17 protein-coding genes are annotated in these 15,808 nt (G+C 66.5%); 4 read left to right on the plus strand and 13 right to left on the minus strand.

What is annotated here, in order from left to right:
- Nucleotides 1-50: 50 nt before the first annotated feature.
- Both phaR and TS85_RS02665 read left to right on the plus strand, forming a co-directional pair.
- Nucleotides 51-653, plus strand: a complete 603-nt coding sequence (phaR, locus tag TS85_RS02660; protein WP_044330275.1) for a polyhydroxyalkanoate synthesis repressor PhaR — start codon at nt 51-53, stop codon at nt 651-653.
- 81 nt (nt 654-734) lie between these two features.
- Nucleotides 735-2,159 carry an alpha/beta hydrolase gene (locus TS85_RS02665; protein WP_044330276.1) on the plus strand — a complete coding sequence of 475 codons (1,425 nt, stop codon included), beginning with the start codon at nt 735-737 and terminating at the stop codon, nt 2,157-2,159.
- Between the two features lie 79 nt (nt 2,160-2,238).
- Here TS85_RS02665 and TS85_RS02670 read toward each other — a convergent pair whose 3' ends face one another.
- From TS85_RS02670 to TS85_RS02685, 3 genes are all read right to left on the minus strand, one after another.
- Nucleotides 2,239-3,042 carry a class I SAM-dependent methyltransferase gene (locus tag TS85_RS02670; RefSeq protein ID WP_044330278.1) on the minus strand — a complete coding sequence of 268 codons (804 nt, stop codon included), beginning with the start codon at nt 3,040-3,042 and terminating at the stop codon, nt 2,239-2,241.
- Nucleotides 3,043-3,306: 264 nt separating this feature from the next.
- Entirely contained in the window at nt 3,307-4,449 is a 1,143-nt protein-coding gene (locus tag TS85_RS02680; RefSeq protein WP_044330280.1) for an aspartyl protease family protein, read from the minus strand.
- A 38-nt stretch (nt 4,450-4,487) separates the two neighbouring features.
- Nucleotides 4,488-6,032, minus strand: a complete 1,545-nt coding sequence (locus TS85_RS02685; protein ID WP_044330282.1) for a CpaF family protein — start codon at nt 6,030-6,032, stop codon at nt 4,488-4,490.
- A gap of 179 nt (nt 6,033-6,211) precedes the next feature.
- Between TS85_RS02685 and TS85_RS02690 the strand changes: the two genes are divergently transcribed.
- Both TS85_RS02690 and TS85_RS23915 read left to right on the plus strand, forming a co-directional pair.
- Nucleotides 6,212-7,474, plus strand: a complete 1,263-nt coding sequence (locus tag TS85_RS02690) for an O-antigen ligase family protein (protein WP_162184681.1) — start codon at nt 6,212-6,214, stop codon at nt 7,472-7,474.
- A gap of 45 nt (nt 7,475-7,519) precedes the next feature.
- Complete coding sequence (locus TS85_RS23915; RefSeq protein ID WP_052507692.1) at nt 7,520-7,942, plus strand: DUF6265 family protein; 423 nt, start codon at nt 7,520-7,522, stop codon at nt 7,940-7,942.
- Between the two features lie 4 nt (nt 7,943-7,946).
- On the opposite strand, the gene TS85_RS02700 is transcribed toward TS85_RS23915, so the two are convergent.
- The 10 genes from TS85_RS02700 to TS85_RS02740 form a co-directional block, all read right to left on the minus strand.
- A complete protein-coding gene (locus TS85_RS02700) occupies nt 7,947-8,201 on the minus strand; it encodes an ATP synthase F1 subunit epsilon (protein ID WP_044330285.1) in 255 nt (84 codons plus the stop codon).
- 18 nt (nt 8,202-8,219) lie between these two features.
- Entirely contained in the window at nt 8,220-8,462 is a 243-nt protein-coding gene (locus tag TS85_RS25165) for a hypothetical protein (RefSeq protein WP_155006277.1), read from the minus strand.
- Between the two features lie 5 nt (nt 8,463-8,467).
- Complete coding sequence (gene atpD / locus TS85_RS02705) at nt 8,468-9,937, minus strand: F0F1 ATP synthase subunit beta (protein WP_044330286.1); 1,470 nt, start codon at nt 9,935-9,937, stop codon at nt 8,468-8,470.
- Between the two features lie 18 nt (nt 9,938-9,955).
- Complete coding sequence (locus TS85_RS02710) at nt 9,956-10,522, minus strand: hypothetical protein (protein WP_044330287.1); 567 nt, start codon at nt 10,520-10,522, stop codon at nt 9,956-9,958.
- Nucleotides 10,522-11,409 (minus strand): F0F1 ATP synthase subunit gamma, encoded by an 888-nt coding sequence (locus tag TS85_RS02715; protein ID WP_044330289.1) that lies wholly within the window; start codon nt 11,407-11,409, stop codon nt 10,522-10,524. Before TS85_RS02715 ends, TS85_RS02710 begins: the two co-directional genes overlap by 1 nt.
- Before the next feature lie 100 nt (nt 11,410-11,509).
- The gene (atpA, locus tag TS85_RS02720) at nt 11,510-13,039 is read right to left on the minus strand and encodes a F0F1 ATP synthase subunit alpha (protein WP_044330291.1); all 1,530 of its coding nucleotides are present in this window, start codon (nt 13,037-13,039) and stop codon (nt 11,510-11,512) included.
- Between the two features lie 11 nt (nt 13,040-13,050).
- The gene (locus tag TS85_RS02725) at nt 13,051-13,605 is read right to left on the minus strand and encodes a F0F1 ATP synthase subunit delta (protein ID WP_044330292.1); all 555 of its coding nucleotides are present in this window, start codon (nt 13,603-13,605) and stop codon (nt 13,051-13,053) included.
- A 209-nt stretch (nt 13,606-13,814) separates the two neighbouring features.
- The gene (locus tag TS85_RS02730; RefSeq protein ID WP_044330293.1) at nt 13,815-14,183 is read right to left on the minus strand and encodes a YkvA family protein; all 369 of its coding nucleotides are present in this window, start codon (nt 14,181-14,183) and stop codon (nt 13,815-13,817) included.
- A gap of 65 nt (nt 14,184-14,248) precedes the next feature.
- Nucleotides 14,249-14,728: a pyridoxamine 5'-phosphate oxidase family protein gene (locus TS85_RS02735; protein WP_044330294.1), complete on the minus strand. Its 480-nt coding sequence runs from the start codon at nt 14,726-14,728 to the stop codon at nt 14,249-14,251.
- Nucleotides 14,729-14,791: 63 nt separating this feature from the next.
- A complete protein-coding gene (locus TS85_RS02740; RefSeq protein ID WP_044330295.1) occupies nt 14,792-15,742 on the minus strand; it encodes a glucokinase in 951 nt (316 codons plus the stop codon).
- Between the last annotated feature and the right edge of the window lie 66 nt (nt 15,743-15,808).

Raw genomic sequence — 15,808 nt, forward strand, 5'->3', positions numbered from 1 at the left:
GATGCGGTATGAAAGGATGTTAGGTGACCGTCAATCACGCGGGGGTTTCCATGAAGAAAGCAGCACCTGGTTCGGGTCCGGTCATCATCAAGAAGTACGCGAACCGCCGCCTCTATAACACCGAGACTTCGTCCTACATCACCCTGGACCACCTCGCCGCCATGACGCGCGAGGGGCGCGACTTCAAGGTCGTCGATGCGAAATCGGAGGAGGACATCACCCATAATGTCCTCACCCAGATCATCATGGAAGAGGAGCAGCGCGGCCAGACGATGCTGCCGGTGAATTTCCTGCGTCAGCTGATCGCGCTGTACGGCGATTCGATGCAGGCGATGGTGCCGGGCTATCTCGAAGCGTCGATGGAAAGCTTCCGCCGCAACCAGGAACAGTTCAAGTCCGCGGTCGAGGGCGCCTTCGCCAACTCGCCCTTCGCCGAGATCGCCAAGCGCAACATCGCGATGTTCGAAGCCGCCGCGACGGCGTTCAAGCCAGGCACGGTGCCGATGCCGGGGATGCCCGGGATGCCGGGAATGCCCGGCATGGGCACGACCCCGGCGGCCCCCGCTGCTGCGGAGGACAGCCCGACGGATGTGGCCGCGCTGAAGGCGGAACTGGCGCGGTTGCAGGACAAGATCGAGAAGCTGGCGAAGTAAGGGGCGGGGGGTGCTCTGACGCCGCTTGCTCGCGGCGTGTTATTATCGCAATACACTCGGGCACCCTATTGAGGAACCGCTTTGCCCGACCTCCGCAATTTCGCGCTCGTAGCCCTGTTCATCGCGATCTCGCCGCAAGCCGTCGCGATGGCGCCCGGCGAGAAGGCGGTAACGTCAAGCTACGAAAATGCGCCCTGCGCAGTGAAGGTTGCGCCCGAAGAGCGGATCGAATGCGGCGTGCTCACGGTCCCCGAGAACCGCAGGAAAGCCCGAACCCGCGCGATTCGATTGCCGGTAATGATCTTTCGAAGCACCGCCGCCGCCCCGGCAGCGGACCCGGTCGTCTATCTGCCGGGTGGTCCGGGGCTCAGCAGTATCGAAGGGCGATCGACCGGAAAGGGCAACCCGTTCCTTCTGGAGCGCGATAACATCCTTCTGGAAGGGCGGGGAAACCGCTTTGCCCAGCCCTCGCTCGACTGTCCCGAACTGCTCGCCCTGCGCGCAGCCGATGCGACGCTGGTGGCGCAAACTGCGGCTGCCGGGCGGTGTCGGGCGGTGTTGGTCGCATCGGGTATCGATCTGGATGGCTACACCTCGGCAGAAGCTGCGGACGACCTCGACGATCTGCGGAAGGTGCTCGGCATACGCCAGTGGAACCTGATCGGCTTCTCCTACGGCACGCGCCTCGCCCAGACCGTGGTGCAGCGTCACCCGGAGGGTGTGCGTAGCGTCGTGTTGGACTCGGTGTTGCCGATCGATGTCAATTATGACGAAATGGCCGGCGCGTCGCTCCGACGTGCGATCGACCTTCTGCTGGACAGTTGCGCCAGCGAGCCTGGCTGTGCCGTGCGCTACCCCGATCTGCGGGCCCGCTTCGCCGCACTGATCGAGCGTGCGGATCGCGAGGGCATTGTGCTGGCCGAACGCACGCTGCGCGGGCGCGATATTGCGGGCGCGATCGCTGCCGGGCTTCAGCAGCCGAACCTCATCCCCTCGCTGCCCCGTATCCTCCATGAGGCTGCAGAGGGGCGGCCGAACGGGTTGCTGCCGCTGCTCGAGCAGACCCCGACGCGATTCAACTGGGGTTTGCGCCTGTCCATCTGGTGCAGCGAGGAGATGCCGTTCGAAGACCCGGCGCGCATCGCGGCGCAGGTCTTGCCCGCACTGGGGCTGGGCGGCGCCGACAGCCGGACGGCCACGCCCGAAATGTGCGCCGCCTGGGACGTCTCCGCTGCGGACGCTCGAGCCAACGAACCCGTGCAAAGCGATGTACCGGTCCTGATCCTTGCCGGTGCGTTCGATCCGGTGACGCCCCCCGCCTGGGGACAGCGGCTGCTCCGCACGATGCCGAACGCCCGGTTCGTGCTGCTTCCCGGACAGGCACATGGGGCGATGTTCAACCGTTGCGGTGGACAGTTGACGCTGGCGTTTCTTCGCGACCCGCGCGCCCCGCTGGATGGCGATTGCGTTGCGAAGATGCCGGGTTTTCGCGTCGCGGCGGAGTAGTGCACCGGGTACGTCCAGCGCCCCGGGAGAGGATGGGGAGGTTGGTTCCCTCCCCAAAGGCCTCAATGCGATGCCGCCCCTACGGCTTACGAAACTTCAACGTCATCCGGTCGCTCTCGCCGATCGCCGCGTATTTCGCGCGGTCCACGTCCTTCAGGCGATAGGTGGGGGGCAGGGTCCATACGCCGCTGGGCCAGTCTGCGGTGTCCTTCGGGTTTGCGTTGACTTCCGATGCGGCGACGAAGCGGAAGCCGGCCTGTTCGGCGAGGCGGCGCACCGTCGAGACCTTCACATAGCCGCTGCTCTGTTCGCGCGCGGCGTCGGCCGTCTCGGGCAGGCGGTGGTCGACCACGCCCAGCGTGCCGCCGGGCTTGAGCATCGCGAACATCTGGCGGAAGGCGTCGGCCGCCTTTTCTTCGCCGCCCATGCGCCAGTTATGGACGTTGCGGAAGGTCAGCACGACATCGGCGGTGCCGTCGGCAACCTTGGGCTGGCCCTCGCTCCAGGGGAAGGCGGCGAGCTTTACCGCGCCGTAGGTGGCGGCGTCGCGCGCCTGCATCGCCTGGACACCCTTCAGCCCGTCGGGCCACGGACCCGCCGCGTAATAGGTGCCATGGCCCTTGACCATCGGGGCGAGGATCTCGGTGTACCAGCCGCCGCCGGGCCAGATCTCGACCACGGTCTTTGACGGAGTCACTCCGAAAAAGCCCAGCGTCTCGACCGGGTGGCGATACGCGTCGCGCGCGAGATTTGCCGGCGTGCGGCTGGGCGCCGCCACGGCTTCGCGGATCGACTGGCGCTGGGACTTGGGCTCGCCCGCAGCGACGCTTGCGACGGCGGCTACAGTGGTGACGATTGCAAGGATTGGTAAAACCTGGCGCATAGAATTTCCGTTCCTAGAGCTTCATAGCAGATGCGGGGGCGAATCGGTTCGATGCAACAGCAATTATGGAGCGGCGCGGTTGCCGCAATGTTACTGGCCGCGGGCAGCGGGTTGGCCGAGCACCGGCGACGACGACGACGCGACGCCGACCGCGTCGGCTTCATGCCGTGGACTATGCTCCAGGTCTTGGCAATGCTGGTTGCGATGATCCTTGCGAGTCTTGCGCTTAACTTGCGGGGTTGAGGGACGGCTTTAGCGCGCCGGTCAGTAGAAGTTCGCGAGAGTCACCCTCCGCTCGCGGCCATCGCACAGCGACAGCCGCACTGTGCGGCCCGGCGCGCCCGCGGTCCAGGCGACGAGTCCCTGCGCATCGACCTGTTCGGCGACCGCCACGCCGTCCGCAGCGCAGATCGTATCGCCGTCGCGCAGCCCCGCCGCCGCTGCGGGGGAGCCGCGCATGACATGGACGATGCGGAGCGCGGTGCCGGTGAAATCGAGCAAGAGGCCTGAGGTCGAGCGTATCGCGGACGTCGTGGCGGTGGGGCCGGGTGCGAGCACCATATGCCCGGCGGCGGGATCGAGCAGCACGCGGTAGCGTTGCAGCGTGCCCATGCCGAGCCGCGCGGCCACGCCGATCCGGTCGAGAAAGCCGCGCGGCGGCTCGATCCGCACTTCGCTTTCGCGCGGGGGGAGGGTGCCCAATTCCAGCGAGGGCAAGATGGCGGTGTCGGTGACGGTGGCGCCGCCGATGCCCCAGCCGATCGTGGTGGTAACCGCCGATCCGCGATAGCCGGTCGCGACCCAAGCCGGGGTCGCCAGTGTCAGCGAGGCGCCGTCGCCGGTATCGACAACCACGGGCGAAAGCCGCTTTCCGGCGAGCGTCGCCGTCGCGAAATACAGCCCCGACGTGCCGCGGCGCAACGGCACGCTGGTCCCAGCAAACGGAATCCGCCCGCTGGGCAGGATGCGGAACCGGCGGCGTTCGAAATCGATGTCGAGCGCGCAGCAACCGAGGATGTCGCTGCCGATCAGCGCGTCGATTTCGAAGCGCGTCTCGCTCTGTGGCGGGAGGATGCCGACGCGCCCGCCGCTGCGCGTCACCCCGCCAAAGCGGATCGCGGGCGCATCGGCCCAGGTCACCGCGACATCGCCGCCGATCGCCTTTGCGCGGACCTGACGCCGCGGCTGAAGGCCCGCAGCGGCGGCGAAGGCGCTGCTGACGACGCTGTCGCTTAGCCCGGTGTCGAGGATCGCCCGTGCCGGGCGCCCGCCAATATCGAGGGTGAAGCGGATCTGGTTATAGCGGTTCAGCGTGAACGCGACCCATTGCGCCTCGGCATCAGGGGCGAGCCGTGTAGTCGCAGGCGACTGGGCGGCGGCAAGCACGGGGAAAAGCAACGCAAACACACCAAGACCCTAGCCGATCCGGCGCCGCCGCGCGAGCGTCAGAGGCAGGCTTCGAGCAACGCCTGGTCGAAGCCATATTGCTTGGCCTTGTCGAGCGTATAGGGGCGCAGGCCCTGCGAGCGATATTCGCCGATGATCTTGCCGTCGGTGCCTTCGTCGAGATATTCGAACTTGAACAGTTCCTGCGTCACGATCACCGGGCCTTCCATGCCGATGACTTCGGTTACGTTGGTCACGCGGCGCGACCCGTCGCGCAGGCGCTTCACCTGGATGATGAGATCGACCGAATCGGCGATCTGGCGGCTGATCGCTTCCTTGGGCACCTTGATGTCCGACATCATCACCATGTTCTCCATACGCGCCAGCGCCTCGCGCGGGGAATTGGAGTGGAGCGTACACATCGATCCGTCATGGCCGGTGTTCATCGCCGAGAGCATGTCGAAACATTCCGAGCCGCGGATTTCGCCCAGGATGATGCGATCGGGGCGCATGCGCAGCGCGTTCTTGACGAGGTCGCGGATCGTGATCTCCCCCTGACCCTCCAGATTGGGGGGGCGGGTTTCGAGCGGGAGCCAGTGCGGCTGTTGGAGCCGCAGTTCGGCCGCGTCCTCGATCGTCAGCACGCGCTCGCCGGGGTCGATCATCTTGGACAGCGCGTTGAGCATCGTCGTCTTGCCCGAGCCGGTGCCGCCCGAAATGACGATGTTGAAGCGGCTGGCGCCCGCGATCTTGAGCATCGTCGCCATTTTCTGCGACATCGATCCACCCTGCGCCATCATGTCGAGCGTGATCGGCTTGGCGGAGAATTTGCGGATCGAGATGGCGGTGCCGCGCAGGGACAGCGGCGGCACGATCACGTTGACGCGGCTGCCGTCCTTGAGCCGGGCGTCGGCGAGCGGCGTGGTCTGGTCGACGCGGCGGCCGACCGAGTTGCAGATGCGCTGCGCGATCTGGAACAGATGCTCCTCGTCGCGGAACTGGATATTGGCGAGTTCGAGCTTGCCCTTGCGCTCGATGAAGGTCTGTTCGGGACCGTTGACCATGATGTCCGAGATTGCGGGGTCGGACAGCAGTTCCTCGAGCGGGCCGAGGCCCAGCAGTTCGTCGACCAGCACCTTTTCGAGCGCGAACTGCTCGCGGCGGTTGAGCGTCAGCTTCAGCTCGGCGAGCACTTCGCCGATGATCGGGCGGAATTCCTCGGCCAGCTCGTCCTTGGTCAGCGTCGCCGCCGCTTCGGGATCGACGCGTTCGAGCAGGCGCGGGAGGACCTGTTCCTTGATCCGGTGGATCGAGGCCTCGAACCCCTCCATCCGCGACGCGCCGGCGTCGCCCGACTGCGCCTGGCGATCGGCGAGGCGCTGGAGCGCTTCGCTGCTGGCGGGGCTGACGGATGGTGCGTCGATCCCTTGCGGGAAGGTGGCGGCGCCGGGCAGCGGGACGCTGCCGAGCGGCGGGAACTGATCGCCGCCGGGCAGGGGCTCGGGGCGAGCAGGGCCGGGACCCTGCATCGGCCGGGCGACGCCAAAGGCGGGGCGCGTGCCGGTGCCACCTCCAAGGCCGCTGCGTCGTCCGAAAGCGCTCATCTAAAACCCGATATCAAAGGCGAATTCGGAAGGGGTAGCGGGCAAGGCTTGAGAATTCGCTAACCGCATCGGGCGGCACGCGAAGGCGGCGTTAACCTTGTTCGGGTAGAAGTGCCGGCATGACGTTGCCGGTTCCGAATAGGGTCCCACCGACCATGCCGTTCGCTCGCCTCAGGGCATTGTCCGCAGCCGAGATGCTCGCGGTGGCAGTGGGGTTGATACTGCCGCTGGCCGCCGCATTGCTCTTTCGGACCTACACGCTGGTCGTCAGTCCGCCAGCGTGGGAAGTCGCCCGCCAGTTGGGACTGCCTTTCGTCCTCGCGGAGATCGGCTTCCTTCTCTGCGCGCGGCGACAAGGGATGGAGCTTTGGACGATCCTCGCGGAATGGCCGCGCTGGCTGCGTTGGGCGCTGTGGGTTTTCGTCGGCAGCTTCTGGATCAGTTCGGCCTTTGTTTCCCAGCGGCCCGCGACGTCACTGGCGTTTACGCTGATCTGGCTGGTGCACCTGCTTTTCGCTGCGGCGGCATTTCATCTGGTGCGCGCGGCGGGCGGAGTCGATCCGTGGCGATTTGGCGGGTGGCTGAGCGCCGGGCTGGCAGCGATGGTGCTGGCGATCGCGCTGCATTTCCTGATCCTGCCCGCCGACCTGATCGGGCATCAGGGCGTGATCGATTGGGGATCGGCGGTGCCGGGCTTCATTTCGAGCCGCCTGTTCGGGGCGTGGACGGGGGCAGTCGCCGCATTCCTGGCGGGGCTCATCTGGCTGCGCGAGACCGGCGGACGGCGCCCGGGCTGGCTGTATCCTGCGTTCGCGCTGGTCGCGCTGCTGATGATGTGGAGCGGCACCCGCGCGGCGCTGATGGGATGCGGCGTGGCAATGCTGGGCGGCTGGGCAGTCGCGGGGCCGCCGCCGGTGCGTGCGATGATGGTGAAGGCGCTCCCGATCCTCGCTGCTGCGGCGCTGCTGGCGATTCCGCTCGCCCCGTATGGCCACCCGCAATTCTATATGTACATGCCCGGCGACGGCGCGTCGGTGGCGGGTTTTAGCAGCGGGCGAAACATATTCTGGGCCTCGGCGCTGCGGGTGTTTGTGCAGCATCCGCTGTTCGGGACGGGAGCGGCGTCGAGCTGGTGGCTGGTGCCGCTGGATGGTTTCTACCATGTCCAGCCGCACAATGCCGTCGTGCAGTTCCTGCTCAATTGGGGGATCGTCGCGACCGTGGCGGCATTGGCGCTGCTGGCGGGCGCGACCTGGTTCGCCCATCGCGCGGCGCGGCGAAACCGCGACCTGCTGCCTATGGTGATGCTGCTCGATTGCCTGCTGGCGATGAGCATGGTGGACGGGATGCTGCATTTCGTGCGCTTCGTCATGCTGATCGCGTTCGCGCTGGCAGTGTGCCTGGCCACCCCACCCAAGCCGCCTGCCGCTCTCGCGATCTGAGCGACGGCGGTTGTGCGCGATCTCGCGATGTGGGAGCTTCAGGCTATGTTGAGCGCGCTTTTTTCGGTCATCCTCGCCTCCGCGCCGGTGCCGCTATGGATGGTCGGCACCTGGTGCACCGCACCCACCAACGGGCGGCAGATGTGCGAGCGGTGGGAGGGCGATCCGCAGGGCGGGCTTTCGGGAGTTGCCGAGGTTCGGCGCGACGGTGCGGTCAGCCCCGGCGAGACGATGCGGATTGCGCAGCAGGGCGGGGTGTTGGTGTTCCACGCCGAGCCGCGCGGGCAGGCGCCTACCGATTTTCGCGCGATCATGGTCTCGGCGGATGCGATAACCTTCGAGAACCGCGCCCATGATTATCCGCAGCGCGTGCGCTATTGGCGCGAGGGGGCTGCGCTGATGGCCGAAATATCGCTGGCCGATGGCAGCAAGCCGATGCGCTGGACCTTCCACCGCACCGGCGAATAGCGGCTTATTCGGCCTTTTCGGCCAGCACGGTGAGCCCGCGCGCATTGACCTCGGCGAAGCCGCCTTCGATGCGGATCGTCTCGGGCGTGGTGGCGCCGCTCTTGTAGATTTCGAGCGTGCCGTCGCGGACGGTGCTCATCAGCGGGGCATGGCCCTCCAGCACGCCGAAATCGCCCTCGGTGCCGGGGACGACGACCATGTGCACGTCCTCGGAGCGGACGAGACGTTCGGGGGTGACGAGTTCGAAGTGGAGGGACATCTTTTTTATCCTAAGGCTCTAATCGCCAGAGTTATAATCTGTTGATGGAGGAAGACGGTTGTCGATTTCCCACACCAACTGGTCAATTTTCTCGTGAAGACTGTGGTCCGCTTCCGGGCGATCAGAGAGTATTTCCATTTGCTCACGCAGGCTATTCAGCTGAAGTTGAATGCTGATGTTCTGCTTGTACACGTCGGAGAATTTTGAGCGGATATAAAGCCACCCTCCAACCGCCGAGAGTACAAGCAGCATCTCAACCACAGGCTTTACGCCTCGTCGGCCAGCTTCTTGGCCTTGGCGATGGCGTCGTCGATGCCGCCGACCATGTAGAAGGCGCTTTCCGGCAGATGGTCGTACTCGCCGTTCACCACGGCCTTGAACGACTTGATCGTGTCCTCGATCTGCACGAACGCGCCGGGGATGCCGGTGAAGACTTCGGCGACGTGGAACGGCTGCGACAGGAAGCGCTGGATCTTGCGTGCGCGGCTGACCGTGAGCTTATCTTCTTCCGAAAGCTCGTCCATGCCCAGGATCGCGATGATGTCCTGGAGCGACTTGTACTTCTGGAGGATCGACTGGACGGCGCGGGCCGTTTCGTAATGCTCCTGGCCGACGACGCGGGGTTCGAGAACGCGGCTGGTCGAATCGAGGGGATCGACCGCCGGATAGATGCCAAGTTCCGAGATCGCGCGGTTGAGCACGGTCGTCGCGTCGAGATGGGCGAAGGACGTGGCCGGCGCCGGATCGGTAAGATCGTCGGCGGGGACGTACACGGCCTGGACCGACGTGATCGAGCCCTTGTTGGTCGAGGTGATCCGCTCCTGCAGTGCGCCCATGTCGGTCGACAGGGTGGGCTGATAGCCCACGGCCGACGGGATGCGGCCCAGCAGTGCCGACACTTCGGCGCCTGCCTGGGTGAAGCGGAAGATGTTGTCGACGAAGAACAGCACGTCCTGGCCTTCGACGTCGCGGAAATATTCGGCGATCGTCAGGCCCGACAGCGCGACGCGTGCGCGGGCGCCCGGCGGCTCGTTCATCTGGCCATAGACCAGCGCGACCTTCGAGCCTTCGCTGATCGCATTGCCGTCGGCATCCTTCGCGATGACGCCCGCGTCGAGGAACTCGTGGTACAGATCGTTACCCTCGCGGGTGCGCTCGCCGACGCCGGCGAACACCGAGGTGCCGCCATGGCCCTTGGCGATGTTGTTGATCAGTTCCTGAATGAGCACGGTCTTGCCGACGCCGGCGCCGCCGAACAGGCCGATCTTGCCGCCCTTCGCATAAGGCGCGAGCAAGTCGATCACCTTGATGCCGGTGACGAGGATCGAGCTTTCGGTCGACTGGTCGACGAACAGCGGGGCGGGGGCGTGGATCGGCGAGGTCAGCTCGGCATCGACCGGGCCACGCTCGTCGATCGGCTCACCGATGACGTTGAGGATGCGGCCCAGCGTCTTGGGGCCGACGGGGACGCGGATCTGCGAGCCGGTGTCGCGGACGGTCTGGCCGCGGGTCAGGCCCTCGGTCGCGTCCATCGCGATCGTGCGGACGGTGCTCTCGCCCAGATGCTGTGCGACTTCGAGCACGAGGCGCGTGCCGTTATTGTCGGTCTCCAGCGCCGAAAGGATCGCCGGCAGCTCGCCCTCGAACGCGACGTCGACGACGGCGCCGATCACCTGGCTGATGCGGCCGACATTGTTGGTAGTACCCGGACGGGTGATTTCAGCGGCGGTTGCCATCGTCTGCTTCCTTGCGGCTTAGCTGTTTGCGGGGGCATTAGCCCCGGTTCTGGTGAAAGTCACGGTGAGGTGCTGCGGCGTCGCGTCGATCGCATAGCCGGTGCCCGCGAGTGTGCCCTTGGAAGGCGCACCCTTTTCGATTGCGGCATGGACGGGCTTGGCGTCGATCTTCGACTGGAACAGATAATCGCGGACGAGGTCCGCCATGCGAGTGCGGGCGAGCTCGGCGCTGTCCGCATCGTTGATCGCGAGGTCGAACGCGATCGAATCGACCTTGTCCGCCGCGCCACCGGTCGCCGCGAAGGCGATGGTGCTGGGCTTCTTCGCATAGCTGTTGGCGATCGTCACCGGCCCGCCGACGCTGGCAAAGCCCTGCTTGGCTGCGGTGTAGGCCGATGGGCGGAAGCCGAACTGGTTCGCGGCGCCCACTGCCACGTCGGGCTGGAACGCGCGATCCCAGCCGGTGGCCTTGGCGACTTCGGCAGCCCGTGCCTCTTCCTGCTTGCGCACCGCATCGCCCTGTGACGCGCGACCGCAGCCGGCGAGTGCCAGCGCAGCGAGGAAAAGGGCGGCGGGCAGGCGCATCAGAGCGCTTCGGCGCCCGAGATGATTTCGACCAGCTCGGTCGTGATCGCGGCCTGACGGGCGCGGTTATACTGGATCGACAGGCGCTTGATTAGATCGCCCGCGTTGCGCGTGGCGTTGTCCATCGCGGTCATCTTGCTGCCCTGCTCGGACGCAGCGTTCTCGCGCATCGCACGATAAAGCTGGACCGCGACGTTGCGCGGCAGCAGGTCGGCGAGGATCGATTCCTCGTCGGGCTCATAGGTGACGGCGGCGTCGGCGGTGGCGCCGACCGCGGGTGCGGCGGCGGCGGGGACCGCGACCGGGATGAGCTGCTGCTCGGTCGGCTCCTGGGTCAGCACCGACTTGAAGTTCGAATAGAAGAGCGTCGCGACGTCGAACTCACCGGCTTCGAAGCGGGCGATCAGGTCGTCGGCATAGCCACGCGCATCGGCGAAGGTCAGCTTGCCGAGATCGCCGGGCTCGATCGAATGGACGATGTTCTTGGGGAAGAGGCGGTTGAGCACCGCGCGGCCCTTGCGACCGATCGTGTAGATCTTGACCGTCTTGCCCTCGGCCTCCAGCTCCTGCGCGCGCCGGCGGGCCAGGCGGGCGATGTTCGAGTTGAACGCGCCGGCCAGACCCTTGTCGCTGGTCGCGACGACGAGCAGTTGGACCTGGTCCTTGCCGGTGCCCGCGAGCAGCTTCGGCGAAGATTCGCTCACCGTGACCTTCGACGCGAGGCTCGCGACGACGCTCTCGAGGCGCTGGGCATAGGGACGCCCGGCCTCCGCCGCTTCCTGCGCACGGCGCAGCTTCGCGGCGGCGACCATCTTCATCGCCTTGGTGATCTTCTGCGTCGACTTCACCGAGCCGATGCGGACCTTGAGTGCCTTGAGAGAGGCCATTTTCTTCCTTCTTCGTCATCCCGGCGAAGGCCGGAACCGCATTCCCCAGGCCGTGTGCGTGCGGCCCGAGGCCCCGGCTTTCGCCGGGGTGACGCATGGGTTACGCGAAGGTCTTCGCGAACGCCGTCAGCGCGGCCTTGAGCTTGTCGCGGACGTCGTCCTTGAGGTCCTTGCTCTCGCGGATCGCAGTCAGGATGTCGGCGTGGCTGGTGCGCATCTCGGTCAGCATCGCCTGCTCGTAGCGGACCACGTCCTGCACCGGCACGCTGTCCAGGAAGCCCTGGGTGCCTGCGAAGATCGACACGGTCTGCTCTTCGAACGGCAGCGGCGAAAACTGCGGCTGCTTGAGCAGCTCGGTCAGGCGCGCGCCGCGGTTCAGCAGGCGCTGAGTCGAGGCGTCGAGGTCCGAGCCGAACTGGGCGAAGGCGGCCATTTCGCGATACTGGGCGAGCTCGAGCTTGATCGAGCCCGAGACCTTCTTCATCGCCTTGGTCTGTGCCGCCGAGCCGACGCGCGACACCGACAGACCGACGTTGATCGCCGGGCGGACGCCCGCGAAGAACAGGTCGGTTTCGAGGAAGATCTGGCCGTCGGTGATCGAGATCACGTTGGTCGGGATATAGGCCGACACGTCGCCGGCTTGCGTCTCGATGATCGGCAGCGCGGTGAGCGAGCCGCCACCGTTCGCGTCGCTCATCTTCGCGGCGCGCTCGAGCAGGCGGCTGTGGAGATAGAAGACGTCGCCGGGATAGGCTTCGCGGCCCGGCGGGCGGCGCAGCAGCAGCGACATCTGGCGATAGGCCACGGCCTGCTTCGACAGATCGTCGAACACGATCAGCGCGTGCATCCCGTTGTCACGGAAATACTCGCCCATCGCAGTGCCGGTGTAAGGCGCGAGGAACTGAAGCGGGGCGGGCTCCGACGCGGTCGCAGCGACCACGATCGAATATTCCATCGCGCCGTTTTCTTCGAGCGTCTTGACGAGCTGTGCGACGGTCGAGCGCTTCTGGCCGACGGCGACGTACACGCAATAGAGCTTCTTGCTCTCATCGGTGCCGGCGTTGACGGTCTTCTGGTTGATGAAGGTGTCGATCGCGACGGCCGACTTGCCGGTCTGGCGATCGCCGATGATCAGTTCGCGCTGGCCACGGCCGACGGGGACGAGGGCGTCGATCGCCTTCAGGCCCGACTGCATCGGCTCGCTGACCGACTGGCGCGGGATGATGCCCGGTGCCTTGACTTCGACGCGGCTGCGCTTCTCGGCGACGATCGGGCCCTTGCCGTCGATCGGGTTGCCGAGGCCGTCCACGACGCGGCCCAGCAGACCCTTGCCGACGGGGACGTCGACGATGGTGCCGGTGCGCTTGACGGTGTCGCCTTCCTTGATCTCGGCGTCCGAGCCGAAGATCACGACGCCGACATTGTCGGCCTCGAGGTTGAGCGCCATGCCCTGGATGCCGTTCGAGAATTCGACCATCTCACCGGCCTGGACATTGTCCAGCCCGTGGATGCGCGCGATGCCGTCACCGACGCTGAGCACCTGGCCGGTTTCCGAAACCTGGGCCTCGGTGCCGAAATTGGCGATCTGGTCCTTGATGACCTTCGAGATTTCTGCGGCGCGGATATCCATTGTCTTAGCCTTCAGCCTTTCATCGCGTGCGCGAGGGAGTTCAAGCGGGTCCGGATCGACGAATCGATCATCTGGCTGCCGATCTTCACGACCAGCCCGCCGAGGAGCGAGGGATCGACCGACAGGTCGACGGTGACGTCACGCCCGGTGCGGGTGCGAAGCTGCTGCTTGAGCGCATCGACCTGGGCGGCGTCGAGAGGATGGGCGGAGACGACTTCTGCCGTGGTCTCGCCGCGATGCTGCGCCGCGAGCTGGCGGAAGGCGCGGATGATCGCGGGAAGCTGGTTCAGCCGGCGATTCTCGGCGAGGACGCCGAGGAAGCTGGTCGTCGTCGCATCGAGCCCGAGCACCGGCGCGGTGGCGGCGATCGCCTTGCCCGCGTCCTTGCGACCGATCAGCGGGCTGGACGTCAGCGCCTTGAAATCGGGCGACTCGTCGAGCGCCGCGCGCACCGTGGCGAGGCTCGCCTCGACCTGGGGCAGCGTGTGCGCGTCGCGCGCGAGCGCAAACAAGGCGGTTGCGTAGCGTCCGCTTAGGCTGGCCTGGATACCGCCGGAATTCTCCACGCGATTACGTTCCTCTCGGAGGGTTCGGAGTTGGCCCCATGCACGTACAGGGCAGCGCCGGGAGGCGCGCCCGATGGGTTGGCGGGCTGCTAGCATCGGGTGACCGCCTATGCAACCCGACTCGACGCAGCATCGGCAAGGTTCCGGGACCGGCCACAAGCTCTCCGGCACTGCAACGCGAGGCCGCAGGACGTTTGCCCCCCTTGCGCTCAGTCATAGATCCACGCCGCAAGGCTCCACAGCGTATAGGCAAGGACACCCCATATCGCGACGACGATGGCGATTCCGGCGACGCTCACCGGATATTGTGTCTCGGCCCGGGCGACGGCGCGATATTCGGCGAGCAGGGCGGGCGGGACCATCTTTTCGAACAGCCACACGCCAATGGGGATCAGCACGATGTCGTCGAGAAGGCCGAGCACGGGAATGAAATCGGGGATCAGGTCGATCGGCGAGAGCGCATAGGCCGCGACCAACAGGCCGAACAGCCGCGCCGGCATCGGCGTGCGGGGGTCGCGCACGGCGAGCCATACGGCATGGGCTTCGGTGCGGATGCGGTGCGCGAGCGATGGACCCATGCAGCGGGCATCGCGCGAGCGCCGCGCGCGGTCAATGGCGCGCGGCGCGTTTCAGCGATGGGGGATCAGGATTCCGCGGTGGTCGGCACCTTGGCATGGCTGCCCGATTCGCTGGCGCGGATCGTGCCGCCGAACATCATCTTGACCTTGCCGGTCAGCGATATGTCGGATTGCCACAGCTCGGCATCGTCGATGTCGAAGCGGATCAGCGCAAGGTTCGGGTCCTGCTTGCCTTCGGGAAACCAGGCCTCGACCTGGTTGTTCCAGAGCTTGTCGATCATCGCGCGGTCATTGTCGATTCGGACGGTGCCGGCGAGGCAGGCGAAATAGTCATGCCCTTTCGACACGAACTGCGCCATCGCCGGGCCGCCGGGTGCCAGCCGATTGTCCTTGCCGACGAAGAAGAACAGCGTGTCGACCTGATCGGGATCGAGCTGCGCGGTCAGCGGCTCGCTATGGCCGCCGCTGGTGAGGCCGACCATCAGGAACGGGCTGGCGGACATCCTGTCCCAGAGCGCCTTTTTGAGTTCGGTGGTGTCGGCCATGATCTTCTCCTGTCGAATGGGTTTCGGCAGGATAACGAACCGGGTCGCTTTGGTTTCCGCTATTTAGCTGCCCGCATATGCGGCGGCGGCGCCGAGCAGTTCCAGGTCGCTGCGGGTGACGAGCGCGACGGGGACTTCGGCGAGCTGGCGGCGGAACGCGGCCTTGGCTTCCATACGGCGGCGGAAACCGGGGTCCTTGAGCTGCGGGAGCAGCGCCCGGGCGATCGCCCCGGTCAGGAACACGCCGTCCCACGCACCGAATGCGAGCACCAGATCGCCGGCAAAGGCGCCGAGATGCTCGCAGAACATCCGCACCGCGGCGGTGCTCGCCGGATCGCGCCCGACGCCGCGGGTGACGTCTTCGGGCCGGGCGAGCATCTTGCCCCCCGACAGCGCGGCATAAGCGAGCTGGAGCCCCCTGGCGCTGAGCAGCGTCTCGACGTCCAGCGGGTGCCCGTTCGCGGCGCAATGGCGGGCGAAGGCGTGCTCTTCGGCGGTCTGCGCGGCAAAGGCCATGTGCCCGGCCTCGCTCTGCACCGGCAGCAGCCGGTCGTCCGCGCTGACCAGGGCCGCGACGCCCATGCCCGTACCCGGGCCGAGGACGAGGTAATTGCCGCCTGGCGCGACAGGCTTGGGGGCGGGGCCGTGGAGCGACAGGAAGGCCCCGCTTGGCAGCATCGTCAGCGCGAGTGCATTGGCGGCGCATTCGTTCAGCGCACGCGGCGGCATGCGCAGCACCGCCTCGACTCCGGCGAGCGAAATATACCAGCGGCTGCCAGTCAGGTTGATCAGGTCGCCGCGTGCCGCCCCCGCGACCGCCAGCACGCTGGGTAGCCGCGCGTCGCGCAGCCCCAGATCGGTGAGATAGGCGACCAGCGCGCTGGTGAAGGTCGGATGTTCGGCGGTCAGGAATTTGCGGACGTCGCGGGGAGCCTGCCCGGCGTCACCGCCGGTCAGTCCGAACTGAACCGATTGCCGACCAATATCGGCCAGCAGCGCCACGCCCTCGGCCATGTTGGCCCCCTCCAAACGGCCCCGTTTTCGGGGTTCGCGACTGGTATCGCTAACAAGTTGTGGAGA

It is taken from the genome of Sphingomonas hengshuiensis, assembly GCF_000935025.1.
Taxonomy (GTDB): domain Bacteria; phylum Pseudomonadota; class Alphaproteobacteria; order Sphingomonadales; family Sphingomonadaceae; genus Sphingomonas; species Sphingomonas hengshuiensis.